Annotated in this window: 19 protein-coding genes; 12 read left to right on the top strand and 7 right to left on the bottom strand. The window is 74.2% G+C overall.

The window, feature by feature from the left end; all coding sequences use genetic code 11:
• The first annotated feature begins 168 nt into the window (after positions 1 to 168).
• Positions 169 to 1389: a threonine ammonia-lyase gene (ilvA, locus tag ABUL08_RS18835; protein WP_350931229.1), complete on the top strand. Its 1221-nt coding sequence runs from the start codon at positions 169 to 171 to the stop codon at positions 1387 to 1389.
• Between the two features lie 149 nt (positions 1390 to 1538).
• Here ilvA and greA read toward each other — a convergent pair whose 3' ends face one another.
• Both greA and ABUL08_RS18825 read right to left on the bottom strand, forming a co-directional pair.
• On the bottom strand, positions 1539 to 2039 hold the full coding sequence (greA, locus tag ABUL08_RS18830; RefSeq protein ID WP_350931228.1) for a transcription elongation factor GreA: 501 nt from the start codon (positions 2037 to 2039) through the stop codon (positions 1539 to 1541).
• A gap of 148 nt (positions 2040 to 2187) precedes the next feature.
• On the bottom strand, positions 2188 to 2622 hold the full coding sequence (locus tag ABUL08_RS18825; RefSeq protein WP_350931227.1) for a DUF4307 domain-containing protein: 435 nt from the start codon (positions 2620 to 2622) through the stop codon (positions 2188 to 2190).
• Between the two features lie 212 nt (positions 2623 to 2834).
• On the opposite strand from ABUL08_RS18825, the gene mca reads away from it, so the two are divergent.
• The 3 genes from mca (at position 2835) to ABUL08_RS18810 (ending at position 6768) form a co-directional block, all read left to right on the top strand.
• Positions 2835 to 3716: a mycothiol conjugate amidase Mca gene (gene mca, locus ABUL08_RS18820; protein ID WP_350931226.1), complete on the top strand. Its 882-nt coding sequence runs from the start codon at positions 2835 to 2837 to the stop codon at positions 3714 to 3716.
• A gap of 48 nt (positions 3717 to 3764) precedes the next feature.
• A complete protein-coding gene (locus ABUL08_RS18815) occupies positions 3765 to 4058 on the top strand; it encodes a hypothetical protein (RefSeq protein WP_350931225.1) in 294 nt (97 codons plus the stop codon).
• Between the two features lie 241 nt (positions 4059 to 4299).
• Positions 4300 to 6768, top strand: a complete 2469-nt coding sequence (locus ABUL08_RS18810; protein ID WP_350938706.1) for a putative bifunctional diguanylate cyclase/phosphodiesterase — start codon at positions 4300 to 4302, stop codon at positions 6766 to 6768.
• A gap of 48 nt (positions 6769 to 6816) precedes the next feature.
• On the opposite strand, the gene ABUL08_RS18805 is transcribed toward ABUL08_RS18810, so the two are convergent.
• Entirely contained in the window at positions 6817 to 7839 is a 1023-nt protein-coding gene (locus ABUL08_RS18805; protein ID WP_350931224.1) for a phosphatidylinositol-specific phospholipase C domain-containing protein, read from the bottom strand.
• 225 nt (positions 7840 to 8064) lie between these two features.
• Here ABUL08_RS18805 and ABUL08_RS18800 point away from each other — a divergent pair, with 225 nt between their 5' ends.
• The 4 genes from ABUL08_RS18800 to purE all read left to right on the top strand — a co-directional run bounded on the left by ABUL08_RS18800 (position 8065) and on the right by purE (position 12813).
• On the top strand, positions 8065 to 8958 hold the full coding sequence (locus tag ABUL08_RS18800) for a hypothetical protein (RefSeq protein ID WP_350931223.1): 894 nt from the start codon (positions 8065 to 8067) through the stop codon (positions 8956 to 8958).
• A 102-nt stretch (positions 8959 to 9060) separates the two neighbouring features.
• Complete coding sequence (locus tag ABUL08_RS18795) at positions 9061 to 11100, top strand: thioredoxin domain-containing protein (protein ID WP_350931222.1); 2040 nt, start codon at positions 9061 to 9063, stop codon at positions 11098 to 11100.
• Positions 11101 to 11164: 64 nt separating this feature from the next.
• Entirely contained in the window at positions 11165 to 12325 is a 1161-nt protein-coding gene (locus ABUL08_RS18790; protein WP_350931221.1) for a 5-(carboxyamino)imidazole ribonucleotide synthase, read from the top strand.
• Complete coding sequence (gene purE, locus ABUL08_RS18785; RefSeq protein ID WP_350931220.1) at positions 12322 to 12813, top strand: 5-(carboxyamino)imidazole ribonucleotide mutase; 492 nt, start codon at positions 12322 to 12324, stop codon at positions 12811 to 12813. Before ABUL08_RS18790 ends, purE begins: the two co-directional genes overlap by 4 nt.
• 7 nt (positions 12814 to 12820) lie before the next feature.
• On the opposite strand, the gene ABUL08_RS18780 is transcribed toward purE, so the two are convergent.
• Both ABUL08_RS18780 and ABUL08_RS18775 read right to left on the bottom strand, forming a co-directional pair.
• Entirely contained in the window at positions 12821 to 17725 is a 4905-nt protein-coding gene (locus ABUL08_RS18780; RefSeq protein ID WP_350931219.1) for an SCO7613 C-terminal domain-containing membrane protein, read from the bottom strand.
• A gap of 165 nt (positions 17726 to 17890) precedes the next feature.
• On the bottom strand, positions 17891 to 19318 hold the full coding sequence (locus tag ABUL08_RS18775) for a UDP-glucose dehydrogenase family protein (RefSeq protein ID WP_350931218.1): 1428 nt from the start codon (positions 19316 to 19318) through the stop codon (positions 17891 to 17893).
• A gap of 248 nt (positions 19319 to 19566) precedes the next feature.
• On the opposite strand from ABUL08_RS18775, the gene ABUL08_RS18770 reads away from it, so the two are divergent.
• On the top strand, positions 19567 to 20730 hold the full coding sequence (locus ABUL08_RS18770) for an acyl-CoA dehydrogenase family protein (protein WP_350931217.1): 1164 nt from the start codon (positions 19567 to 19569) through the stop codon (positions 20728 to 20730).
• Positions 20731 to 20783: 53 nt separating this feature from the next.
• On the opposite strand, the gene ABUL08_RS18765 is transcribed toward ABUL08_RS18770, so the two are convergent.
• Positions 20784 to 21446 (bottom strand): hypothetical protein, encoded by a 663-nt coding sequence (locus ABUL08_RS18765; RefSeq protein WP_350931216.1) that lies wholly within the window; start codon positions 21444 to 21446, stop codon positions 20784 to 20786.
• Positions 21447 to 21469: 23 nt separating this feature from the next.
• Between ABUL08_RS18765 and ABUL08_RS18760 the strand changes: the two genes are divergently transcribed.
• Both ABUL08_RS18760 and ABUL08_RS18755 read left to right on the top strand, forming a co-directional pair.
• A complete protein-coding gene (locus tag ABUL08_RS18760; protein WP_350931215.1) occupies positions 21470 to 21985 on the top strand; it encodes an acyl-CoA thioesterase in 516 nt (171 codons plus the stop codon).
• Positions 21986 to 22134: 149 nt separating this feature from the next.
• Positions 22135 to 24123 (top strand): acetoacetate--CoA ligase, encoded by a 1989-nt coding sequence (locus tag ABUL08_RS18755; protein ID WP_350931214.1) that lies wholly within the window; start codon positions 22135 to 22137, stop codon positions 24121 to 24123.
• 50 nt (positions 24124 to 24173) lie between these two features.
• Here the strand turns inward: ABUL08_RS18755 and ABUL08_RS18750 are convergent, their stop codons facing one another.
• Positions 24174 to 24863 (bottom strand): TIGR03089 family protein, encoded by a 690-nt coding sequence (locus tag ABUL08_RS18750; protein WP_350931213.1) that lies wholly within the window; start codon positions 24861 to 24863, stop codon positions 24174 to 24176.
• A gap of 146 nt (positions 24864 to 25009) precedes the next feature.
• On the opposite strand from ABUL08_RS18750, the gene ABUL08_RS18745 reads away from it, so the two are divergent.
• On the top strand, positions 25010 to 26155 hold the full coding sequence (locus tag ABUL08_RS18745; RefSeq protein WP_350931212.1) for a glycosyltransferase family 4 protein: 1146 nt from the start codon (positions 25010 to 25012) through the stop codon (positions 26153 to 26155).

Raw genomic sequence — 26155 nt, 5'->3', positions numbered from 1 at the left:
GCCGCGCACACGAGGACCGAATGCGCCCGGTCGCCCCGGGCCGGTCTGGGCGGTCGGGCGGCCGACCCTCCCCCCGCAGCCGGTGACCGCCCCGTCGCCGCAGGTGCCGACCGTTCCGACCGTGGCGTCGCCGCCGACCACGGGTGGGTCGGATGGCACGATCGGGGCATGACGGAACTGGTCGGTCTCGCCGACGTACGGGCTGCGCGGGAACTCCTCGCCGGGGTCACGCGTACCACCCCGCTGGAGCCCTCCCGGCCGCTGAGCGCGGCGCTCGGCGGTCCCACCTGGCTGAAGTGCGAGAACCTGCAGCGCGCGGGGTCCTACAAGGTACGCGGCGCGTACGTGCGGATCTCCCGGCTCTCCGACTCGGAGCGCGAGCGGGGCGTGGTGGCGGCCAGCGCCGGCAACCACGCCCAGGGCGTGGCGCTCGCCGCCGGCCTGGTCGGCACGCACGCCACCGTCTTCATGCCGGTGAACGCACCGCTGCCGAAGGTGGCCGCCACCAAGGGGTACGGCGCGCAGGTCGAGCTGGTCGGCAACACCGTCGACGAGTCGCTCGTCGCCGCGCAGACCTTCGCCGAGCGCACCGGGGCGGTGCTGATCCACCCGTTCGACCACCGGGACGTCATCGCCGGGCAGGGCACCGTGGCGCTGGAGATCCTCGAACAGTGCCCGGACGTCAAGACCATCGTCACCGGGGTCGGTGGAGGTGGCCTGATCTCCGGTATGGCGGTGGTGGCCAAGGCGTTGCGCCCGGACGTACGCGTGATCGGGGTGCAGGCGGCGAGCGCCGCCGCCTTCCCGCCCTCGCTGCGGGCCGGCGAGCCGGTCCGCCTGCCCGCCTTCGCCACGATCGCCGACGGCATCGCCGTCGGCCGGCCGGGCGAGCTGACCTTCACCCACGTCCGCAAGCTGGTCGACGAGATCGTCACCGTCTCCGAGGAGGACATCTCCCGGGCGCTGCTGATGCTGCTGGAGCGCGGCAAGCAGGTGGTGGAGCCGGCGGGCGCGGTGGGGGTGGCCGCGCTGCTGGCCGGCGTGATCGAGGTGGAGGCGCCGGTGGTCGCGGTGCTCTCCGGCGGCAACATCGACCCGCTGCTGATGCTGCGGGTGATCGAGCACGGTCTCGCGGCGGCCGGCCGCTACCTGCGGGTGACCGTGCGCTGCTCGGACCGGCCGGGGCAGCTCGCCTCGCTGCTCGGCGAGATCGCCGAGCACCGGGCCAACGTGGTGGACGTGGAGCACCAGCGGGCCAACCCGCACCTGCGCCTCGGCGAGGTGGAGGTGGCGCTGTCGGTGGAGACCCGGGGCGTGGAGCACTCCGACACGTTGATCAGCGCGCTGCGGGCCAGCGGTTACCAGGTGGTCTTCGCCGGCGAGGGCTGAGCCGTCGCCGCGCCTCCCGGGGCCGCAACGGCGTCCGCCCCGACCGTCGGACGGTCGGGGCGGACGATGCAGCAGTCGGGTCCGACCGGCCTGTCAGCCCCGGTCGGGGTCGAACCCGGGCCTGCCCGGCGCGGGTCCGGATCCGGCGGTCAGCCGGAGAAGGGCTCGAACTTGACCACGGTCACCTTGATGTCGGCGCCGCTGGGGGCCGTGTAGGTGCAGGTCTGGCCGGCGCGGCCACCGAGGATCGCCTTGCCGAGCGCGGACTCGGGGCTGTAGACCGTCAGGTCGGTGGTGGAGGCGATCTCGCGGGAGCCGAGCAGGAAGGTCTCGGTGTCGTCGGTGTCGTCGTCGAAGTAGATCGTCACGACCATGCCGGGCGACACCACGTCGGCGGTCGGCGCCTCGCCGACCTTGGCCGTGCGGAGCAGCTCCTTGAGGTAGAGGATGCGCCCCTCGGCCTTGCCCTGCTCCTCGCGGGCCGCGTGGTAGCCGCCGTTCTCCCGCAGGTCGCCCTCCTCGCGCCGGGCGTTGATCTCGGCGGCGATGACCGGCCGGTTCGCGATCAGCTCGTCGAGCTCGCCCTGCAGGCGGTCGTACGCGTCCTGGGACAGCCAGGTGGCGGGCGCCTCGTTGTCATTGGTGGACACAGGCGTTCTCCTCGGTTGTGCGGGCTGGCTGACAGGTGAACCACCAAGCTACCAGTGCAGGGCATCCCGGGGTGTCGCCGTTCACCCGGGGTGCCGGCCGGCCTACCGGGTGTGGTGCGAGTCTGCGCAGCTCAGCGGGGGTGCGGGGTCAGGCCGCCGGCCGACAGCGCAGCACCTCGCCGATGAACGGCCGGGCCGTGGTGGCCAGCCGGTGCTCGGTGGTGACCTGCTGCTCGCCGGGTCGGGCGGTGACGGTGACCTCCTCGTGGCCCACCTCGGCGCCGTCGTGGGAGCGGGCCCGCAGCAGGCACGTCGCCGAGCCCCCGGCCGGCACCCGGACCCGGAACTGGATCACGATCTGCGCGTCGGTCACCTCCGTGTAGGTGATCACCTCGGCGTTGTACGTGGGGTCGCCGTACTGGCTGTAGAGCTTGGTCGCCATCAGGCCGAGCAGCGCGAGCAGCACCGCCACCACCAGCACCAGCAGCACCGGGCGGCGGCGCCCGGGTTCGCGGCGGCGACCGTAGCGGCCGGGTGGGAAGACCGGCGCGCCCGGCGGGATTGTGGCGTGCGTCTCGGTCACCGGCGGGTATCTCCTGGCGTGGTTGTCGGGGGCATCGGCAAGAATGGCAGAGTCCATCTTCCCAGCCCGGCGCTGAGCCAAGGATGACAGGTCGACGGTGACGTCGACCAGCCACTCCGACGGCATCGCCCGGGTTGCGGGGGAGATACCGGCAGGTCAGCCGGTCGGCCCGGGGTCGGGCCGCCGGCGGACACAGACGAGGAGTGCCGAAGGTGGCAGAGCAGCTGCGTCTCATGGCCGTGCACGCCCATCCCGACGACGAGTCGAGCAAGGGCGCCGCCACCATGGCGAAATACGTCGCCGAAGGGGTCGACGTCCTGGTCGTGACCTGCACCGGCGGCGAGCGGGGCAGCGTGCTCAACCCCAAGATGGACCGGCCCGACGTCTGGGCCAACATCGGCGAGATCCGCCGCGCGGAGATGGACGCCGCCCGGGCGATCCTCGGCGTCGACCAGGCCTGGCTCGGCTTCGTCGACTCGGGCCTGCCCGAGGGCGACCCGCTGCCGCCGCTGCCGGAGGGCTGCTTCGCCCTGCAGGACGTCGAGGTGGCCGCGGCCCCGCTGGTGCGGCTGATGCGCAAGTTCCGTCCGCACGTCGTCACCACGTACGACGAGGAGGGCGGCTACCCGCACCCCGATCACATCATGACCCACAAGGTGACCGTCGCCGCCTTCGAGGCCGCCGGTGACCCGGAGCGCCACCCCGAGCTGGGCGAGCCGTGGCAGCCGCTCAAGCTCTACTACGACATCGGCTTCTCCAAGGGCAAGATCACGGCGCTGCACGAGGGGATGCTCGCCGCCGGTCTCGCCTCGCCCTACGAGGACTGGCTCACCCGCTGGGAGGGCCGCCCGGACAAGGGCCCCCGGATCACCACCCGGGTCGAGTGCGCCGAATACTTCCCGGTCCGCGACGACGCGCTGCGCGCGCACGCCACCCAGATCGACCCCGACGGGTTCTGGTTCCACGTCCCGATGGAGCTCCAGCGGCGCGCCTGGCCGACCGAGGACTTCCAGCTCGCCCGCTCGCTGGTCGACAGCCCGCTGCCCGAGTCGGACCTCTTCGCCGGGGTCCGGGAGACGTGCCATGTCCGCTGACCGGCCGGCGGGCTACCCTGGTGGTCAGCCGCACTACGGAGGAACACCATGCTGACCACCGCCCAGGTGCTCGCGGAGAACAACTTCGGTGACACCCGCACGGGTGGTCTGGCCGGGCCGATGGGTCTCTTCCTCATCCTGCTGCTGGGCACCGCCACCGTCCTGCTGATCCGCAACATGAACTCCCGGCTGCGCCGGCTGCCCGACCAGTTCCCGGCCCAGACCGGTCCGACGGGGCACGGTCGGGTGGATGCGTCAGTCGTCGATCCGACAGACGGGACGGGAACGCAGGATTCACCCACGGACGCCCCCAACGGCTCCCAGCAGCGCCGAAACGGGTAGTCCACGCGTGATTCACGTTGAAGCCGGTCATCGCCCCCTGTTGCGACCACCGGCTTTGGCTTAGCCTTCCGCCGGGGGGACCAAAACTCCCCGAGCCGTGCGCGGAAGGGGGGCGCCCGATGACCATCGTCGCAGCGACCGCCCACCGTGCCCTGTCGCCGCCGCGCGGGGTGGCTCCGTGACCTCCACGCAGGACGCCCATCCGCCCCATCGGCCGGGCCACCGTGGCACTCCGGTCCGGGTGCTCCTGCTGACCATCGCCGTCGCGCTCACCGCGGCCGTCTCCGCCGTGGTCGGTCTCACCGTCCCGGCCACCCTCCCCGCCGACGACCCGCTGCCCGCGGTGGCCCGGTTCGCCATCGCCGTGGCCGCGTTCGCGGTCGCCCAGCTCGCCCGGCTCCGGTTCCGTACGGCCACCGGGATGGTGAGCATCACCTGGGGCGAGGCCGCCCTGATCGTCTGCCTCTATCTCGTGCCCGCCGGATGGCTGCCGGCCGCCGCGCTGCTCGGCGCCGGGGCGGCGTGGACCGGCATGTCACTGCTCTCCGACCGGCGACCCGCGCTGGAACTCGTACGGATCGCCGGGTCGCTGACCGCGGCCACCGCGCTCGCCGTCGTGGTGGCCCGGGCGCTCGGCCAGCCGCTGCTCGCCGCCCCCACCCCGGAACTCGCCGTGGCCCTGGCCGCCGGCTCGCTGACGTACCTCTTCGCCACCGCCTGGCTCGGCGCGGCGACCCTCGCGCTGCGACTCGGCATCCCGCCCGGGCCGCCGCTGCTCACCGCGCTCCGCGGCAAGCTGCTCATGTTCGTCGGCAACGTGGCCGTCGGCCTGCTGGTCGTCGTGCTCCTGGAGATCGACGCCCGCTGGCTGCTGCTCCTGCCGCCCCCGCTGTGGCTGCTCCAGCAGACCTACCGGCACCGGCTCCGGGCCGACCAGGAGCGGCGCACCTGGCGGGCCTTCGCGGAGGCCACCGCCGCCCTCAACCAGCTCGACGAGCGGGGCGTGGCGACCGCCGCCGCGGCCGGCGCGCTCACCCTGTTCGGCGCCGAGATGGTCGATGTGGACGTGGCCCGGGGCGACGCCCGGTGGTGGCGCTACCGGACCGACAACGGTGGGCAGGTGCGGGACCGGGAGATCGAGCGGCCCGCCGAGGCCGGCACCGCCGAGCACGAGCTGGTCCGCCCCCTCACGGTGGGCAGCACCACCGTCGGCGCGCTGCGGGTGCGGTTCCCCCGCTCGGCGCCGCCCACCGCCCGCGAGCGGGACGCCGTCGCCGCCTTCTCCGACGCCCTCGCCGCCGCGTTGCACGACGCCTCCACCCACCGTGAGCTGCGGCTGGTGACCGCGAGGTCGTCGTACGAGGCGGTGCACGACCAGCTCACCGGGCTGGTGAACCGGGCCGCCATGCTCAGCCGGGGCGACCTGGCCCTGCGGCAGCTCGCCCACGACCACCCGGTGGCGCTGCTGCTGCTCGACATCAACCAGTTCAAAGAGGTCAACGACACCCTCGGGCACGCCGCCGGCGACCAGTTGCTGCGGCTCACCGCCAACCGGCTGGGCGCGCTGGTCCGCCCCGGTGACCTGCTCGGCCGGCTCGGCGGCGACGAGTTCGCCGTGCTGCTCACCGCGGTCCCGGTGGTCGGCGACCGGGCCGCCCCCGCGGCGTACGCCCTGCGGCAGGCCCGGGAGATCGCCGAGCGGCTCGCCGCGCCGACCGAGGTGGCCGGCGTACGCATGTCGGTCGAGGTGGCCGTCGGCGTGGTGGTGGCCGACGCCGGCACCGCCGACCTGACCGAGCTGCTGCGCCGGGCCGACATCGCGATGTACCAGGCCAAGGAGGGCGGCGGCAACGTCGCCGCGTACGACAGCTCCCGCGACGACGCCAGCACCGACCAGCTCGCGCTGCTCGCGGAGCTGCGGGAGGCGCTGGCGACCGACGACCAGCTGGTGCTGGCCCTGCAACCGGCGGTCGACCTGGCGACCGGCGCCCCGACCGGGGTGGAGGCGCTGATCCGCTGGCAGCACCCGCGGCGCGGCTGGCTGGGTCCGACCGACTTCATCCGCCCGGTGGAGAACAGCGAACAACTCGGCGCCTTCACCCGCTACGTGCTGGACAAGGCGCTGGGCGTGGCGGCCGAGTGGTCCCGGGCCGGGATCGACGTGCCGATCTCGGTGAACCTCTCGGCGCGCAGCCTGCTCGACCCCCGGCTGCCCGGCGAGATCGGCGACGCGCTGCGCCGGCACCAGCTGCCGCCGCACCGGCTCGTCCTGGAGATCACCGAGACGGTGGTGATGAGCGAGCTGGAAGTGATCGACGAGGTGCTGGCGACGTTGCGCGCGATGGGGGTGCAGCTCGCCGTCGACGACTTCGGCACCGGGTTCTCGTCGCTGACCTTCCTGACCCGGATCGCCGTGGACGAGTTGAAGGTGGACCGGTCCTTCGTGATCCGGATGGCCGACTCGCCGGAGGCGGCGGCGATCGTCCGGACCACCGTGGGGCTCGCCCACGAGTTGGGGCTGCGGGTGGTGGCCGAGGGGGTGGAGACCGCCGAGCAGCGGACCGCCCTGGCCGAACTGGGCTGCACGGCGGCCCAGGGCTACCACTTCTTCAAGCCGATGCCGGCGGACAAGATCGGCGCGGTGCTCGGCTCGCTGCTCGACACCGCCCAGGGGAACGTCTTCCCGCTGCGCGCCGACGGCGCCTCCTGACCGCCCGGCCCGGCTGTCGTCCAGCCGGACCGGACGGTAGGGCGCGGGTCAGCCGCGGGGGACGACCTCACCGACGACCGCGGGCAGGGCCGCCCAGTCGGCCGAGGCGACGCTGGCGTGGGCCGCGGCGAGCTGGGTGAGCCGGGCCCGGGCGGCGTCCGCGTCGGTGCCCACCGCGGGCGGGACGTTCTGCGCGTCGGTCATCACCAGCAGGTAGTGATGGATGTCGTACCAGGAGGTGTCGATGCCGCCGGTGACGTAGGCGGTGGCGTCGCCGTCGAAGAGGACGAACCACGGTCGCAGGGCGGGGTCCGCGTACCGGGTGCGCGGATCGCCGGCCTGGGCGCGGTGCACGGCGGGGAACGCCTGCGCGCGGGACAGCGTGCCGGCCGCCGCCAGGCCGGCCAGGTGGCGGGCGTACTCGACGTCGGTCCAGAGAGTGTCGGTCGGGTTGCCCTCCTCGACCGTGCCGGGGATCAGCTCGACGATCACCCGGCCGGCGAGCTGCGCCCGGGTGGGCCAGGCGTCGGCCCGGGCGGCGGCATCCAGGTCGGGATGGCCGCCGAGCAGGTCGGCGGGGCGGAACACCCGGTCACCGAGCCGGGCGGCGAGCAGCGCGTCGAGCTGCGCCGGCCCCTGCCCGGTACGGCTGCTGAAGCCGGTCTTCAGCTCCAGTTTGAGGATCACCGGCCCGGCGTCGGGGTGCGCGCCCAGCCAGAGCCGCAGGTCGTCGAGGCAGTGCTCCAGGTTCTTGTTCCGGGTGCCGGTGTAGAGCTGCGCGGCGCTGGTGGCGGCGACGCAGTTGTTGTCGTTGCCGAGCGGGTTGGAGTGGCTGACCCGCCACTGCCGGGTGAGGACGTCCGGCCAGACGTCCAGCTCGATCAGGCCGGGGCGGGCGTCCAGGGCCTGGGCGAGGTAGGTGTAGGTGCCGCGTTCGTAGGTGTTGTGGGTGCCGACGGCGGTGGCCGCCGAGACCCGGGTGTCGGTCGGCACCGTCGCGGCGGCGGTGCCGGGGACCAGTTGGGACCCGGCGAGGGTGGCGAGGGCGAGCAGGGCGGGGAGTCTGCGCATGGACCGTCTCCTTCGGGGTGCCGCGGCGGGGTCGACCGGGCGTCTCCTGATTCAAATCCACGAAAATGAATATGAGAAGGCCGGTCGGCGAGCAGGACGGAACGGGAGCCGGCGCGCCGACACCCCGCCGGACGGGACATCGCAGGCGGCACGCAGGCCCTACCCTCCGAAGGAGACGGACGCCGGACGAGCGCCGTCATGTCCAACTGACGGGGGAGGACAACAATGATCCGTTCCTGGCGACGAACCCTGCTCGCCGCGGCGCTGTCCCTGGCCACCGTGGCCACCGGCCTGACCGGTGCCGCGCCCGCCTCGGCGGAGGCGCCCATCGGCCCCGCCTCGGGCACCTTCACCCTGACCGGTGACCCGGACGACCCGATCACCCGGGGGCAGTCCTTCTCCTTCTCGACCGCCTCGGGCATGACGGCCAGTCTCTTCGGCAACCCCTTCGAGGCCCAGGCGCAGGTGAAGGACCCCGTCACCGGGGTCGGCTTCTTCCTGGCGCTCGCGCCCGTCGGCGGCCCGCTGGTGGCCGGCACCACCTACACCGGCGCCACCGCCTGGCCCTTCATGGAGGGCACGCCCGGGATGATCCTGAACGGCAACGGTGCGACCTGCGACGGGGTCCTCACCGGCTCGTTCACCCTCCAGGACATCACGTGGGGTCCGTACAACTACCTGGAGAAGCTCGACGCGACCTTCGAGCAGCACTGTGCCGGGGCAGCCCCAGCGGCGCGGGGCGAGGTGCACCTCACCAACCCGCCGGGGCCCCCGGCGCTGAACCCGCAGATCGCGCTGGCCCCGACCGGGACGATCACCCAGCCGGCCGGCACGGCCACGGTGCGCGGCACCCTGACCTGCGGCCAGTCCGCCTCGGTGAACCTCACCGGCAGCCTGGTGCAGAGCGGCCGGGTGGGTTGGGTCGCGCCGCTGACCCTCCAGTGCGTACCGGGTCAGGCGGTGCCGTGGAGCACCACGACGGCGGCCCCGCCGAACGGCGCCCGGTTCCGGCCCGGCGACGTCGAGGTCCGGATCTTCCTCGACTCCCGCGACCCGTTCTACGACGAGCCGGTCCGGGTCACCGTCGGTCCGGTCACGCTGCCGCTCAAGAACGACTGACCGCAGGCTGCTGCCCGCCCTGTCCCGGTCCTCGGTCACCTGACCCGGGCCGGGGCGGGTGGGCGTCGGGCGTGGGACCCGCCCGATGGTTATGGTCGTCGGGTGAACCGACTCGCGGACGCCACCTCGCCCTACCTGCTCCAGCACGCCGACAACCCGGTCGACTGGTGGCCCTGGTGCGACGAGGCGTTCGCCGAGGCGAAGCGGCGGGACGTGCCGGTGCTCATCTCGGTGGGCTACGCCGCCTGCCACTGGTGCCACGTGATGGCGCACGAGTCGTTCGAGAACGAGGCCGTCGGCCGGCTGGTCAACGACGACTTCGTGGCGATCAAGGTGGACCGGGAGGAGCGGCCGGACGTCGACGCGGTCTACATGACCGCCACCCAGGCGATGACCGGTCAGGGCGGCTGGCCGATGACCGTCTTCGCCACCCCGGACGGCACCCCGTTCTTCTGCGGCACCTACTTCCCCCGGGCGAACTTCGTCCGGCTGCTCGGCTCCGTCGCCACCGCCTGGCGCGACCAGCGCGACGCCGTGCTCCAGCAGGGTGCCGCGGTGGTCGAGGCGATCGGCGGCGCGCAGGCCGTCGGTGGGGTCACCGCCCCGCTCACCGCCGAGCTGCTCGACGCCGCTGCCGCGCAGCTCGCCACGGAGTACGACCGGACCAACGGCGGTTTCGGCGGCGCGCCGAAGTTCCCGCCGCACATGAACCTGCTCTTCCTGCTCCGGCACCACCAGCGCACCGGCTCGGCGGAGAGCCTGGAGATCGTCCGGCACACCGCCGAGGCGATGGCCCGCGGCGGCCTCTACGACCAGCTCGCCGGCGGATTCGCCCGCTATTCCGTCGACGGGCACTGGACGGTGCCGCACTTCGAGAAGATGCTCTACGACAACGCCCTGCTGCTGCGGGTCTACACCCAGCTCTGGCGGCTCACCGGTGACCGGCTGGCCCGCCGGGTCGCCCGGGACACCGCCCGGTTCCTCGCCGACGAGCTGCACAAGCCGGGCGAGGGCTTCGCTTCCGCCCTGGATGCGGACACCCAGGGCGTCGAGGGCCTCACCTACGTCTGGACCCCGGCCCAGCTGGTCGAGGCGCTGGGCGAGGAGGACGGCCGCTTCGCCGCCGACCTCTTCACCGTGACGGAAGAGGGCACCTTCGAGCACGGCAGCAGCGTGCTGCGGCTGGCCCGGGACGTCGACGACGCCGACCCGGCGGTACGGGCCCGCTGGCAGGGCGTCGTCGGTCGACTGCTCGCCGCCCGGGACACCCGCCCCCAGCCGGCCCGGGACGACAAGGTGGTGGCCGCCTGGAACGGCCTGGCGATCACCGCCATCGCTGAGTTCCTCCAGGTCGCGGCCCTGTACGCGAACCCGGACGACGAGGACGCGAACCTGATGGACGGGGTCGCCATCGTCGCCGACGGCGCGATGCGGGACACCGCCGCACACCTGGCCACCGCGCACCTGGTCGACGGGCGGCTGCGCCGGGTCTCCCGGGACAAGCAGGTCGGTGAGCCGGCCGGCGTGCTGGAGGACTACGGCTGTGTCGCGGAGGCGTTCTGCGCCCTGCACCAGCTCACCGGCGAGGGGCGCTGGCTGGAACTGGCCGGTCAGCTCCTCGACACCGCGCTGGCCCGCTTCGCCGCGCCCGACGGCGGCTTCTTCGACACCGCCGACGACGCCGAGCGGCTGGTCACCCGGCCCGCCGACCCGACCGACAACGCCACCCCGTCCGGTCGCTCGGCCATCGTCGCGGCGCTGGTCGCATACGCGGCGCTGAGCGGGGAGACGCGCTACCGGGAGGCGGCGGAGGTGACCCTGTCGACCGTGGCGCCGATCGTCGGGCGGCACGCCCGGTTCACCGGCTACGCCGCCACCGTGGGCGAGGCGCTGCTCTCCGGGCCGTACGAGATCGCCGTGGTGACCGACGACCCGACCGGTGACCCGCTGGTGGCGGCGGCGCACCGGCACGCCCCGCCCGGCGCGGTGGTGGTGGCCGGCCGCAGCGACCAGCCGGGTGTGCCGCTGCTCGCCGACCGGCCGATGGTCGACGGGCGTGCCACCGCGTACGTCTGCCGGGGTTTCGTCTGTCAGCGGCCGGTGACCGACGTCGACGACCTGGTGGCGCAGCTGCGGGGCTGAGCCGCCCGGTGACCGCGGCCCTCCGGGCCGGGGTCACCGGGCCCCCGGATAGGCTGGCGGCGCTATGGACTCGCGCACCGGACTCCCTGTCGTCGGCATGGTCGGCGGTGGCCAGCTGGCCCGCATGACCCACCAGGCCGCCATCGCCCTCGGCCAGTCGCTGCACGTCCTCGCGGCCGCCCCCGACGACGGCGCCGCGCTGGTCGCGGCCGACGTCCAGTACGGCGACCACACCGACCTCGCCGCGCTGCGCACCTTCGCCAAGAGCTGTGACGTGGTCACCTTCGACCACGAGCACGTGCCCGGCGAGCACATCCGCGCGCTCGCCGCCGACGGCGTGAAGGTCTTCCCGCCGGCCGACGCGCTGCTGCACGCGCAGGACAAGCGGGTCATGCGGGAGCGCCTCGGTGCGCTGGGCGCGCCGAACCCGCGCTGGCGGCCGGTGGCCGAGCCCGCGGAGCTGGTCGACTTCGGCGACGAGGTCGGCTGGCCGGTGGTGCTCAAGGCCGCCCGCGGCGGCTACGACGGGCGCGGTGTCTGGGTGGTCGACGACGCCCCGCAGGCCACCGAGCTGGCCGCGACCCTGCTCGCCGACGGCACCCCCCTCATCGTGGAGGAGCGGGTGGCGCTGCGCCGGGAGCTGGCGGTGCAGGTGGCCCGCTCGCCGTTCGGGCAGGTCGCCGCCTATCCGGTGGTGGAGACCGTGCAGCGGGACGGGATCTGCGTGGAGGTGCTCGCCCCCGCCCCGGACCTGCCGGAGGAGCTGGCGCTCGCCGCCCAGCAGCTCGCCATCGACCTGGCCACCGCGCTCGGCGTGGTCGGCCTGCTGGCCGTGGAGCTGTTCCAGACCGACGCCGGGCTGGTGGTGAACGAGCTGGCCATGCGGCCGCACAACTCCGGCCACTGGACCATCGAGGGTGCCCGCACCTCGCAGTTCGAGCAGCACCTGCGGGCGGTGCTCGACTATCCGATGGGGGACACGTCGCTGACCGCCCCGGTGGTCGTGATGGCGAACGTGCTCGGTGGCGAGCCGGGCGGGATCTCCATCGACGAGCGGCTGCACCACCTCTTCGCCGCCGAGCCGGGCGCCAAGGTCCACCTGTACGGCAAGCAGGTGCGTCCCGGCCGCAAGATCGGGCACGTCACGGTGCTCGGCGACGACCTGGACGACGTACGGGCCCGGGCCGCGCGGGCGGCCCGTTGGCTGCAGGAGGGGCGCGGATGAGCACCGTCGGAATCATCATGGGCAGCGACTCGGACTGGCCGACGATGAAGGCCGCCGCCGAGGCGCTCGACGAGTTCGCGGTCCCCTACGAGGTCGGCGTCGTCTCGGCGCACCGCACCCCGACCAAGATGATCGAGTACGGCCGCTCCGCCGCGGACCGTGGCCTCAAGGTGATCATCGCCGGGGCCGGCGGCGCCGCCCACCTGCCCGGCATGGTCGCCTCGGTCACCCCGCTGCCGGTGATCGGCGTGCCGGTGCCGTTGAAGTACCTGGACGGCATGGACTCGTTGCTCTCCATCGTGCAGATGCCGGCCGGCGTGCCGGTGGCCACGGTGTCGATCGGCAACGCCCGCAACGCCGGCCTGCTCGCCGTCCGCATCCTGGGCGCCGCCGACCCGACCCTGCTGAAGCGGATGGCGGACTACCAGGCGAGCCTGGAGGACCTGGTCGCCGAGAAGGACGCCGCCCTCCGCGCGACCCTGGACTGAGCGCCACTCATCTCATGCCGCGCAGGGCGGTCTGCAGGCGTTCCTGGGCGCGGCGGCGGCGCTCGTTGCTCGCCCCGAGCACCAGCAGCACGAAGCCGACCGGGATCAGCACCAGCCAGGGACCCAGGCTGAACAGCGCGTGCACCGCCGCGATCGCGGTGACGGCGGCGCCGACGATCACCGGCGCCTGCTGCCGGCTCATCGAGCCGAAGATCAGCACCGCCACCGCGCCGAGCAGCAGCAGCACCTGCCGCAGCATGCTGGAGTCGGTGGCCAGCACGATCGCCAGCGTGGGCACGAAGCCGGCGAGCAGGGCCGGCCCGTACGCCACCCAGCTCGACAGGTCCGGCCGGTGGCGCAGCTCGACGACCCCGACCAGCAGGGCGAGCGCCGCGAACGGGAGCGTGTACGCCTCCGGCAGCGCCACGTCGGCGACCCGCATCAGGATCCACCAGGCGCTGATCTCACAGGCCACCACGGACCAGAAGAGGATCTGCCGTTCCATCGGTCGACGACCCGGTCGGGTGGCGGCCACCCCGAGCACCGCACCCCAGGCAGCCAGTAGGGCGGCGATGTGCCGGGGGGAGTCGAAGGCCAGGGCGAGGGCGATGAGGGCGGCGGCGTACCCGCTCCACTCCACGGTGGCCGCCTCACGCTGGGCCTCCGGCCGACGCAGCCGCGGCAGGGTGGCGGCGAAGACCTGCAGGGCCGCCCCGACGGCCAGCACCCCGAACGCCGACCAGACCGCCGCCAGCCCCACCACCAGGCCCAGGGTGAGCACAAAGAGCTCCGCCATCAGCGAGGCGAAGAGCCACCCGAGGATGCGGGCCCGCTGGGTGGTACCCATCAGGGCGGCCACCGTGCCCACGCCGACCGCGCCGCCGAGGGTGAAGAGGGTCAGCTCCCGGGTGGCGAGGCTGCCGGCCAGGCCCGCGCCGCCGGCCGCCAGCCCGATCGCGAAGACCAGCACCCGGGCCACCCGCAGCGACCGGGCCGGCTCGACCAGCGCCGGGGGCGGGGTCAGCGCGAGCCCCAGCATCGAGAGGGTGAAGACCGCCAGCCCGGCCAGCGCGCTGTCCGGCCAGCCGTGGCCGAGCGCGACGGGCGTGATCAGCAGGGTCACCGCCGCGCCCGGCAGCACCACCGGCACCGCCCGGGAACGCCGTCCGCCGCTGAGCCCGGTGGCGGCGAGCGCGGCCGTCGCGGTGAGCAGCAGCGCGGTCAGCACGTGCGTGGGGTCGACCGCGTCCGGCGGCGGCGTGAGCAGCTCCGGTGGCGGCCCCTGCCAGACCCGGCCGAGCGAGCGCATCGGCTCGACCAGGGCGAAGACCAGCGGCGGCGCGAGCGAGGCCAGGGCCAGCAGGGTGGGCAGCGCCGCCGCGGCGAGCGCCCCGGCGGCGGGACTGACCCGCCAGCGCAGCTCGGTGGCGTCGTCCGGCAGCCGGCGCAGCGCCCCGTCGAGCAGCACCGACCAGCGGCGTACCGGCTGGGCGGCGCCGAGCGGGGGGGCCGTGGCGGCCCGGACCAGCTCGGCGAGGACGCCCAGCAGCGCCGCCGCCGCGGCGTAGACGCCGGACGGCAGGCCGGTGACGATCGCCGCGATGGCGCTGATGGTGGCGCCGCCGACCACCGCCACGCTGGCCCAGGGGAGATATTGCGGGACCTGCCGGCGGACCGCCGCCACCGCGGCGAGGCCCAGGCTGGCGGCGGCGAGCGCGGCGGTGAGGAGGACCTGCGGCGAGCGGCCGAACTCGGCGGCCAGCGCCGCCACCGCCCCGGGGAGCGCGAGCAGGGCGGCACCCGCCGCCGCGCCGCCGACCTGCGCCAGGTGCGGTGGCATGCCCTCGGTCCGGATGTCCTCCACCAGCGGCGGGGCGAGCACCCGGGCCAACGTGGCCACCACGATCCCGATCAGCGCGATGCTGCCGAGCGCCAGCGCGGTGGTCCACGGGCGCACCAGCCCGGCCCCGGCGGCGTGCAGGGCGACCACCCCGGCCACGGTGGCCCGGGACAGGGCCGCCCGCGGGTCGATCGCCGCCACCGCCGCCATCCCGAAGATGGTGGCGACCATGGCGCCCACCAGCACCGGCGACCACCACGGCAGGTCGAAGGCGGCGGGAGCGCCGATGGTGGCGAGTACGACGGCGGCGCCGGCCACGTCGTACTTCCAGGGTGGCGGCAGCAGGATGCCGGCGGCGACGGCCAGCAGCACCAGCGCCACCGGCGCCTGCCAGGTGGCGCCACCGGTCGGGGCGGCCGGCCAGCCGGAGAGGTCCCCGGCCCAGATCGGGCCCGGGGTGGCCAGCACGCCGAAGCCGCCGCGCAGCGCGCTCCAGCCGGCGATCAGGCCGACCAAGGTGCCGCCGACGGCGATGCCGAGGATCGGGCCGCGCCGCCACTCCTCCGGCATCGCCCGGGCGGCCACGGCGACCAGCAGGACCAGCCCGGCGGCCACCACCAGCTGACCGCCCGGGGTGAGGATGGCGGCGATCCGGACCAGGGTGGCGATCAGCGCCGTGGTGGTCACGGCGGTGGCCAGGTCGGAGCCGTCCAGCGAGACGTCGGAGCGGCGGCCGGCGTCGATCCTCGGGGCGAGCGCGAGCAGCACGGCGGCGAGCAGCAGCAGGGCGCTGACCCAGGCGTCGGCGGCGGTGGCGCCCGGTGCCCCGAAGCCCGCCGCGCCGACCGCCACCGCGCCCAGCAGCGTGCCGACCGCGTGCGGCACGCTGAGGTGCCGCTGCGCCACCTGGAGGATGGCGGCGTACCCGAGGGTCACGCAGAGGCCGAGGAAGCTCGCGGCCAGGATCGGGACGGTGACCTCGCGCAGGCTCGCCGGGGTCGGTGTCGGGTCGGTCGGCACGGTCGCGGCGACGAACGCGGCGACCGCCCCGGGCAGCGCGAACGCCGCCCCACCGGCCGCCCAGCCGGCGACCGTGTCGGCCGCCGAGGCGGCGAGCCGGACCCGCGGCGCCTGGGAGACCAGGGCGCCGGCGAGGAAGAGGACGGTGAGCACGGCGGCGGTCGACGCCGGCCGCGCGAGGGCCGCGCCGGTGCCGAGCAGCCCCAGCGCGGTGGCGCTGACCGCGTGCACGCGCGCGGAGCGTCCGGTACGCGCGGAGAGCCCCAGCACCCCGATCGCCACCGCCGTCAGCACCATCGGCCAGCAGGCCGTCGCCCAGCCCAGCCCGAAGGAGGCCGGTACGGCCAAAGCGGTCAACGCCGCCCCGACCACCGCGAACTCCCGGCGGATCTCCGGCGGCAAGGCCAGCACGGCGGCGACGGTCAGCAGGAAGGCGCTGGCGGCGAGCTGCCAGGCGGCCGGGCCGACCGCCCCGGCCAGCACGTCGTGCCACCGGTCCAGGTCGGCCGACCAGGCGGGGCGGGCGGCGCGTACCGGGGCGAGGCCGGCGCGCAGCGCGCCCCCGGCCACCACCAGCCCGCTCACCGTCAGCGCGATGGCGGAGGCGACCTGCGGTCCGCGTCGCGCGGCCTCCGGCACGGCCCGGACGGCCAGCCCGACCAGGGTGATCACGGCCGCGATGAGCAGCAGCGACCGCCCCGGGAAGGCGACCGAGGCGATCCGCCCGAGCGCCCCGATCAGCGCCAGCGTGACGATCCCGGCGCCCACGTCGGGCAGCGGCGGCCGACGCAGGGTCAGCGTGCCGGCGAGCCCGACCAGCGCGGCGAGCACCAGCCCGGTCCCGGCCCCGGTGGCGGCCGGGACGGTGGTGGCGCGCAGCAGCGCGGTCACCGCGTACGCCAGGGCGAGCGCGACCGCCACCGCGTGCAGCAACCAGGTCAGCTCGGCCAGCCAGGGCACCGGCCGGGCCGGGCCGGGCGTGGGCGCCTCCGCGGCCGCGCCGAGCACCTCGCCGGACTCCTCCGGGTCGGTCTCCGGCCGCGCGTCGGTGCTCCGCTGCCGGGGCGGTACGGACTCGGGCGGCGGGGTGGGCAGGTCCCGCCGGACGGGCCGCTCGACCACCACGGCGCTGCGGGCCAGCCCGAGGTCGAGGACGGCGACGGCGGTGAGCACCAGCGCCCACCCGGCCGGCCCGGTGATCCGGTCGTACGCGAGCAGCGGCAGCACCGGCTGGGCGGCGAGCACGGCGGCGAAGCGGGGCGCGCGGAGCCCCGTCCAGCGGGCGTACCCGAACGACACCAGCGTGGTGACCAGGAAGATCGACCCGGCGAAGACCGCGCCGGAGGCGCCGCCGCCACCGATCCGGTCGACCGCCCAGAGGGCGTACCCGGCGAGCGGCACCAGCAGCAGGCCGACCGCGGCGATCGTCTCGGCGGTCGAGGTGAGCCCGCGTCGGGCCAGTACCGGCGGGGCGAGCAGCATGAGCACCGTCGCGACCACCAGGACGGCGAGCCGGGCGAGAGCGTCCATCGAGCTGGTCGCCACCGCGGCGAAGACCACCGCGGCTACGCCGAGCAGCAGCGCGCCGAGACCGAGCGGGATGTTCTGCACCTCGCGGGTGGAGGCCTCCGGCGGGTGCTCCGGGTTGTCGACGTCGATCCAGCGCGGGGCGCTGGGGGGCGGCGGTGGCGGGTCCTGGGGGCCGGGCGGCGCGGTGCCCTGCCGGGGCACCCGCGGCGGGGCGCCCGTGGTGGCGGTGGGCGGGCGACGGCCGGGACGGCGGCGCAGCACCCGCCGGGGACGGGTGGCCTGCTTGAGTCGTTCCTCACCGGCGTGCGCGAGGATGTCCCGCTGGAAGAGGGCGGCCTGCATCTTGGCGGCGATCTGCCGTTGCTCGCGGGCGATCTCGGCGTCGCGCGCCTTCAACTCCGCGATCGAGCGTTCGATCTCGGCCACGTGGTCGGCCCACTGCGGCTGGTCGGCACCGCAGTGCGGGCAGACGACGGCCGGCTTGATCTCCCGCCCGCACGAGGCGCACCTGAAGGTCTGCACGACACCCCTCCGTCCGGCCGGCCCGCACTGTGGACCTCCACTGTCGAAGCATGCCCTGAGCGGGCGCGGATTTCGACAGTTGCGGGCGCGTCAGGGGCAAACAAAAAACGACGGCCGGCCATGGAACGCAGTCCACGGCCGACCGTCGTCGGTGCGGTCGCTGGGTCAGGGGCGGCCGAGGCCCCGGTACTGCCAGCCCGCCTGCGTCCACAGTGTCGCGTCGAGGCAGTTGCGGCCGTCGACCACCCGGCGGCCCTTGACCAGCTCGCCGAGGGCGACCGGGTCGGCGTTGCGGAAGTCGGCCCACTCGGTGAGCACGCAGACCAGGTCGGCGCCGGTGACGGCGTCGGTCATGCTCTCCTCGTACGTGAGGTCGGGCACCGCGCGGCGGGCGTTCTCCATGCCCTGCGGGTCGTACACGTGCACGTCGGCGCCGGCCTTGCCGAGCAGGGAGGCGACGGCGAGCGCCGGGGCGTCGCGGACGTCGTCGGTGTTCGGCTTGAAGGTCGCGCCGAGCACGGCGATCCGGGTGCCGGAGAGGTCCGGGCCGGCCGGGCCGGAGCGGCGGCCGAGCAGCTCGGCGGCGAGCTGCACCACCCGGGTACGGCGGCGCAGGTTGATCAGGTCGACCTCGTGCAGGAAGCGCAGCGCCTCACCGGCGCCGAGCTCCTGGGCGCGGGCCTGGAAGGCGCGGATGTCCTTGGGCAGGCAGGCGCCGCCGAAGCCGAGCCCGGCCTGGAGGAACCGGTTGCCGATCCGGGGGTCGTACCCGATGGCGCGGGCGAGCTGGGTGACGTCGCCGCCGGCGGCCTCGCAGACCTCGGCCATCGCGTTGATGAAGGAGATCTTGGTGGCGAGGAAGGCGTTCGCGGCGACCTTGACCAGCTCGGCGGTGGCGAAGTCGGTGACCACCATGGGGACCTCGCGGTCTTCGGTGGCGGCCAGGTCGAAGACGCCCTTGTGGGCGGCGTAGAGCATGCCGTTGGCCCACTCGCTCTTGACGCCGACCACGATCCGGTTGGGCCGGAGCACGTCGTCGACGGCGAAGCCCTCCTGGAGGAACTCGGGGCTCCACGCCACCTCGACGCCGAGGTCGGCCGGGGTGTGCTTGTCGACCAGCTGCTCGACCCACTCGGCGGTGCCGACCGGCACGGTCGACTTGCCGACGATCAGCGCCTTGCGGGAGAGGTGCTGGGCCAGGCCGGTCACGGACGCCTCGACGTACGACAGGTCGGCGCCCATCCCGTCGGCGCGCTGCGGGGTGCCCACGCAGATGAAGTGCACGTCGCCGAAGTCGGCGGTCTCGGCGATGTCGGTGCTGAACCGCAGCCGCCCGGCGGCCAGGTTGCGGCGCAGCAGCTCGTCCAGGCCCGGCTCGTGGATCGGCACCTCGCCCGCGTTCAGCTTGGCGATCTTGTCCGCGTCGACGTCGAAGCCGAGCACCTCGTAGCCGAGTTCGGCGTAGCAGATGGCGTACGTCGCGCCGAGGTAGCCGGTGCCGAGGAAGGTCACCCGGGGTCGGGGCGCGCCCGAGGGCGGCGTCACCGCGGCGATGGCCGGCATCGGCTGGGTGTTCGGGTACGGGATCGTCACGCCTGTCTTCTCCGCTCGCACTGGCGGCGCTTCGTTGCGTCGCAATCGGCTGGGGCGCCATGACCGGGCGCCGAGGGAAACTCTGTCGTCTTGTGAGGGTAGTTGTGCCGTGTCGACGCCTCTCGTGCGCGAGCCTACCCGCCGGTAAGGTCCGGCTGAACCCTGGTGGCTATCCTTCAGTCTGCGGCAGTCGGCGGCCTCCGGGCGCCACAGACTGCGCATGATAGCGGTGAAAGGGGATGGCCGACATGGCCGCAGAGCAGTCGTTCGACGTCTACCGGTTGCCCGAGGAGCACGACGCGATCCGGGAGGCGGTGCGTGAGGTCTGTGCGGCGAAGGTCGCTCCGCACGCCGCCGAGGCCGACGAGACCGGCGCGTTCCCGAAGGCGTCGTACGACGCGTTGCGGGCCGCCGACTTCCACGCCCCGCACATCCCGGTGGAGTACGGCGGTGCCGGGGCGGATGCGCTGGCCACGGCCATCGTGATCGAGGAGGTGGCGCGGGCCTGCGCCTCGTCCTCGCTGATCCCGGCGGTGAACAAGCTGGGCACGATGCCGCTGATCCTCGCCGGCTCCGAGGAGCTGAAGCAGAAGTACCTGTCGAAGGTCGCCTCCGGTGACGGCATGTTCTCGTACTGCCTGTCCGAGCCGGAGGCGGGCAGCGACGCCGCGTCGATGACCACCCGCGCGGTGCGCGACGGCGACCACTGGGTGCTCAACGGCGTGAAGCGGTGGATCACCAACGCCGGCGAGTCCGAGTACTACACCGTCTTCGCTGTGACCGACCCCACAGCCCGGTCGCGCGGCATTTCCGCCTTCGTGGTCGAGAAGTCCGACCCGGGGGTCAGCTTCGGCGCCCCGGAGAAGAAACTCGGCATCAAGGGCTCGCCGACCCGCGAGGTCTATCTGGACAACGTCCGGATCCCGGCCGACCGCATGATCGGCGCGGAGGGCACCGGCTTCGCCACCGCGATGAAGACCCTGGACCACACCCGGGTCACCATCGCCGCCCAGGCCGTCGGCATCGCGCAGGGCGCGCTCGACTACGCCAAGGGGTACGTGAGCGAGCGCAAGCAGTTCGGCAAGGCGGTCGCCGAGTTCCAGGGCATCCAGTTCATGCTCGCCGACATGGGCATGAAGCTGGAGGCGGCCCGGCAGCTCACCTACGCGGCCGCCGGCAAGTCCGAGCGGGGCGACGCCGACCTGACGTACTTCGGCGCGGCCGCCAAGTGCTTCGCCTCCGACGCCGCCATGGAGATCACCACCGACGCGGTGCAGCTCCTCGGCGGCTACGGCTACACCCGCGACTACCCGGTCGAGCGGATGATGCGGGACGCCAAGATCACCCAGATCTACGAGGGCACCAACCAGGTGCAGCGCATCGTGATGGCCCGTCAGCTGCTCAAGGGCTGACCGGGCGGGACACGTACGGGCGGGCGGGCCGGTGGTCCGGCCCGCCCGCACTGTCAACGGGTCCCGGTGGTGCCCTCCGGTCGGCTGGTGGCACGCGGCGGCGCGGACCACGGCGACTCGCCGCCGGTGCGGCGGGGCAGGGGTTCGGTGGGGGTCTGGTCGGGATAGCCGAGGGTGAGCGGGCTGCTGTCCCGCTCGCTCTCCGCGCCCGACGGGGGCCATTCGCTGAGCGAGAAGGTGTTCTCGACCGGGGTGTCGGACGAGGTCAGCTCCGCCCCGCCCGTCTGCCGTCCGGGCCACCGACGCCAGCGCTGCCCGCTGAAGGCCGCCATCAGCAGCAGCACACCGATCAGGAAGACCGTGCCGTTCTCCACCGGCAGGCGCAGCGGCAGCGGGTCACCGAGCACCTTCCAGTCGTCGGGGATCCGGTCGCGGACGGTGAACGGCGCGATGAACATCCCGACGTACGGGGTGATCAGCAGCAGCCCGGCGACGATGGGACCGAGCGGCGAGACGCGCAGCGTGCCGAGCAGGCCGAGCAGGATGCCGGCGACGCCGAGGTAGACGGCCGGCTCGATCAGGTTGGGCGTGCTGTACGTACCGATCTCCACCCAGCGGTGCACGGTGCGTCCCGACCCGTCCTGACCGAGGGTGACGAGCACCCAGGTGACGGGGGCCACCACCAACCCGGCGAGGAAGCTCCAGAGATGTCGCATCCGCGCACCGTACCGTTTCCGGCATGACAGATCATCCCTCCGCCCCGCAGGGCAAACCCACCTCGTACTCCCGCGTCACGCTCAGTCGCATCATGACTGCGGTCGATGTCAACCTGTACGGGACCGTGCACGGCGGGGTACTGATGAAGTTCGTCGACGACGTGGCGGGGGCGGCGGCGGCCCGGCACAGCGGCGGCACCGCGGTCACCGCCTCGATCGACGAGATCGTCTTCTCCGAGCCGGTCCGGGTCGGCGACCTGGTGCACGCGCACGCCCAGGTGAACTGGACCGGCAGCACCTCGATGGAGATCGGCGTGCGGGTGGTCGCCGAGCGCTGGGACTCGGCCGAGGACGAGCCGGTCCGGGTGGCCACGGCGTACCTGGTCTTCGTGGGGGTCGACGTGGGCGGCGCGCCCCGGGCGGTCCGGCCGGTGCTGCCGGAGACCCCGGAGGACGAGCGGCGGTTCCGGGAGGCCGAGATCCGCCGCGCCCACCGCCTCGCCAAGCGCCGCGCCATCCAGGCGCACCGCGCCGGCTGAGGCGCGGCCACACAACCGGGGGTCGGGGGGTGTGGGGTGCGCACGCCCCCTCGGCGGCACCCGGTGCGGACAATGGCCGGGCGAGGTAGGGCAAGATGGCGCCACGGCCCATGTCACAGAGTCGTGCGGGCCGCAGGGAGGGTGGAGCAGTGGGTGAGGTGCTGTGGACGCCGCCGGCCGACGTACGCGAGCGGTCCCGGATCGGTGACTACCTGCGCTGGCTGGCCGAGCACCGTGGTCTGGAGTTCGCCGACTACGACGCGCTCTGGCAGTGGTCGGTCACCGACCTCGACGCGTTCTGGCGGTCGATCTGGGACTTCTTCGAGGTCGTCGCGCACACCCCGCCGACCGCCACGCTGACCGACCGGACCATGCCGGGCACCCGCTGGTTCCCGGGGGCCACCCTCAACTACGCCGAGAACGTGCTGCGGCTGCCCGGGCGGGCCGACGACGACCCGGTGGTGATCGCACACGGGCAGACCCGGCCGCCGGTCACGCTGACCGCCGCCGGGCTGCGCGAGCAGGTCCGCCGGGTGGCGGCCGGGCTGCGCCGGCTCGGCGTGGGCCCCGGCGACCGGGTCGCGGCGTACGCGCCGAACATCCCGGAGACCTTCGTGCTGCTGCTCGCCACCAGCAGCCTGGGCGCGATCTTCTCCTCCTGCGCCCCCGAGTTCGGCACCCGCAGCGTCACCGACCGCTGGCAGCAGATCGCGCCGAAGGTGCTGGTCGCCGTCGACGGCTACCGGTACGGCGACAAGCCGGTGGACCGGCGCGGTGAGGTGGCCGCCATCCGGGCCGCCCTGCCGTCGCTGGCGCACACCGTCGGCATCGCCTACCTCGACCCGGCCGGCACGGCACCGGAGGGCGCAATCGGCTGGGACGAGCTGGCGGCCGAGACCGACGAGCCGTTGACCTTCACCCCGGTCCCCTTCGACCACCCGCTCTACGTGCTCTATTCGTCGGGCACCACCGGGCTGCCCAAGCCGATCGTGCACGGCCACGGCGGCATCCTGCTGGAGCACCTGAAGATGCTGGCCCTGCACCACGACCTGGGCCCGGCGGACCGGTTCTTCTGGTTCACCACCACCGGCTGGATGATGTGGAACTTCCTGGTCTCCGGGCCGGCGGTGGGCGCGACGATCGTGCTCTTCGACGGCAACCCGGGCCACCCCGACCTGGGGGCGCTCTGGCGGCTGGCCGCCGAGACCGGCACCACGTACTTCGGCACCTCCGCGCCGTTCCTGCTGGCCTGCCGCAAGTCCGGCCTGGTGCCCCGGGAGATCGCCGACCTCTCCGCGCTGCGCGGGGTCGGCTCGACCGGCGCGCCGCTGCCCGCCGAGGGTTTCACCTGGGTGTACGAGACCGTCGGCACCGACCTCCAGCTCCAGTCGCTCTCCGGCGGCACGGACGTCTGCACCGGTTTCGTCGGCGGGGTGCCGCTGCTACCGGTACACGCCGGGGAGATCACCTGTCGGGCGCTCGGCGCGAAGGTGGAGGCCCGTTCGGCCGACGGCACCCCGGTCATCGGGGAGCTGGGCGAGCTGGTGATCACCGAGCCGATGCCGAGCATGCCGGTCGGCTTCTGGAACGACCCCGAGGGGGCCCGCTACCGGGAGGCGTACTTCGAGGTCTATCCGGGCGTCTGGCGGCACGGCGACTGGATCACCATCAACGACCGGGGCGGTTGCGTGATCACCGGCCGCTCCGACGCCACCCTCAACCGGGGCGGCGTCCGCCTCGGCACCGCCGAGTTCTATTCGGTGGTGGAGGGGCTGGACGAGGTTGTCGACTCCGTCGTCGTGCACCTGGAGGACGACGAGGGCGGCGCCGGCGAGCTGCTCCTCTTCGTCGTCCTCGCCGAGGGGCTGGAGCTGGACGACGACCTGCGGAAGAAGATCTGCCGGGAGCTGCGTACCGCCCTGTCGCCCCGGCACGTCCCCGACGAGATCCACCAGGTCCGTGCCGTTCCCCGCACGCTGAGCGCGAAGAAGCTGGAGGTCCCGGTGAAGAAGATCCTCACCGGCACCCCCGTCGACAGCGCCGCCGCCAAGGGTGCCCTGGCCAACCCCGAGTCGTTGACGGCCTTCGCCACCTTCGCGCAGCGCCGCGCCGACGCCGACCAGTCCACCCCGGCCTGACCCGGCTCCCACCCCACCGCGCCGACCGTGCGCCTGCCGTCGCGGTGGGGTCAGGTGAGGGCCCGGGTGGCCTTCTCGGTGGCGGTGCGGGAGTCGAGGCGGGACCGGTCCAGGTTGCCGCAGAGGACCAGGCTCGCGCCCCGCAGCAGCGGGGCGAGCAGCCAGTCGACCGGGTCGGGGTGCGTCGACACGTCGATCAGGACCCGGTCCCCGGCGGCGATGCCCAGCTGCGCGGCCCGGGCCTCCGCGCGGGCCAGCAGGTCCGCGTCCTCCGGCCCGGGTTCCGGGTACGGGGTGAAGTGGTCCCCGTGGCCGCGTACCTCGGAGACGAAGTCGGCGAAGCCGGCGGGGACCTGCCGCATCGGCAGGGCGAACGGGTCGAGGGCGAGGGCGTAGCGCTCGCCGGCCGACCACGCCGCCGCCTCGGTGAGCCGGTCCACGGCGGCGAAGAGCACGTCCACGGTCCCCGGGGCGTCCACCACGGTCAGCTTCGCCGACCAGCAGCCGAGCAGCACCGCGGCGGTCTGCCAGTGCGGCGGCAGCAACACGCCGGCCGGGTCGCCGGGGGCCAGCGCGGCCTCGTCGACGAGCAGGTTCGCGGTCTTGGCCACCCAGTTGGCGAGCGTCGCGCCGGAGAGTTCGGTCCGCTCGCCGGTCGCGTCGTCGTACCAGGTCAGCAGGGGGCGGGTCGGGTCGGGCGCGATCGCGTCGGCGAGGACCCGGGCAATGTTCTCGGCCATCGGCGCGAACGATACGCGGTCCGCGCCCGTACCCGTTGACGACAAGTCGGCGTACCGTCGGGTCGCAGTCAGCGTCGGAGCGCCGCTCCGGCGTAGGCTTGCCGACAGTGTTGTCTGCCACACCCGAATGCTTGAGGAGTCGCCCCGTGACCGCCGGTCGCCCGCCCCGCGTGCTCATCGACGCCACGAGTGTCCCCGCCGACCGTGGCGGCGTCGGCAGATACGTCGATGGCCTGCTCGGCGCCCTCGGCACCGTCGCCGGCTCCGGGGTGGACCTGGCCGTGGTCAGCCTCCGCACCGACCTGGAGCGCTACACCCGGATGCTGCCCGGGGCGGAGGTCGTCCCCGCGCCGGCCGCCGTCGCGCACCGCCCGGCCCGGCTCGCCTGGGAGCAGACCGGCCTGCCGCTGCTGGCCCAGCAGGTCGGCGCGGAGGTGCTGCACTCGCCCTTCTACACCTGCCCGCTGCGGGCCGGCTGCCCGGTCACGGTCACCGTGCACGATGCGACCTTCTTCACCGAGCCGGAGCACTACGACAAGTCCCGCCGCACGTTCTTCCGCAGCGCCATCAAGACCTCGCTGCGCCGCGCCGACCGGGTGATCGTGCCGAGCAAGGCCACCCGCGACGAGCTGATCCGGCTGCTGGACGCCGACCCGACCCGGATCGACGTCGCCTACCACGGCGTCGACCAGGCCGCCTTCCACGCGCCCAGCGACGAGGAGAAGGCCCGGGTGCGGGCCCGCCTCGGCCTCGGCACCAGCAGCTACGTCGCGTTCCTCGGGGCCAAGGAGCCGCGCAAGAACGTACCCAACCTGATCCGCGGCTGGGCCCAGGCGGTGGCCGACCGGGCCGACCCGCCGGCCCTGGTCATCGCCGGCGGTCAGGGCCACGACGACGACATCGACCGCGCCGTCGCCGAGGTCCCGTCCCACCTGCGGCTGCTGCGCCCGGGCTACCTGCGCTACGCCGACCTGCCCGGCTTCCTCGGCGGTGCCCTGGTCGCCGCCTACCCGTCCTACGGCGAGGGCTTCGGCCTGCCGATCCTGGAGGCGATGGCCTGCGCCGCGCCGGTGCTCACCACGCCCCGGCTGTCGCTGCCCGAGGTGGGTGGCGACGCGGTCGCCTACACCAGCGAGGACCCGGCCCAGATCGCCACCGACCTGGCCGCGCTGCTGGACGACGAGCAGCGTCGGCTCTCCCTGGCCAAGGCCGGTTTCGACCGGGCCAAGGAGTTCACCTGGGAGTCCAGCGCCGAGGTGCACATCGCGGCCTGGAGCCGGGCCCGTTCCTGA

It is taken from the genome of Micromonospora sp. CCTCC AA 2012012, from assembly GCF_040499845.1.
In the GTDB taxonomy this organism is placed as follows: Bacteria; Actinomycetota; Actinomycetes; order Mycobacteriales; family Micromonosporaceae; genus Micromonospora; species Micromonospora mangrovi.
Note: the sequence above shows the minus strand (reverse complement) of the source record. Positions and strands in the feature narration are given on the sequence as shown.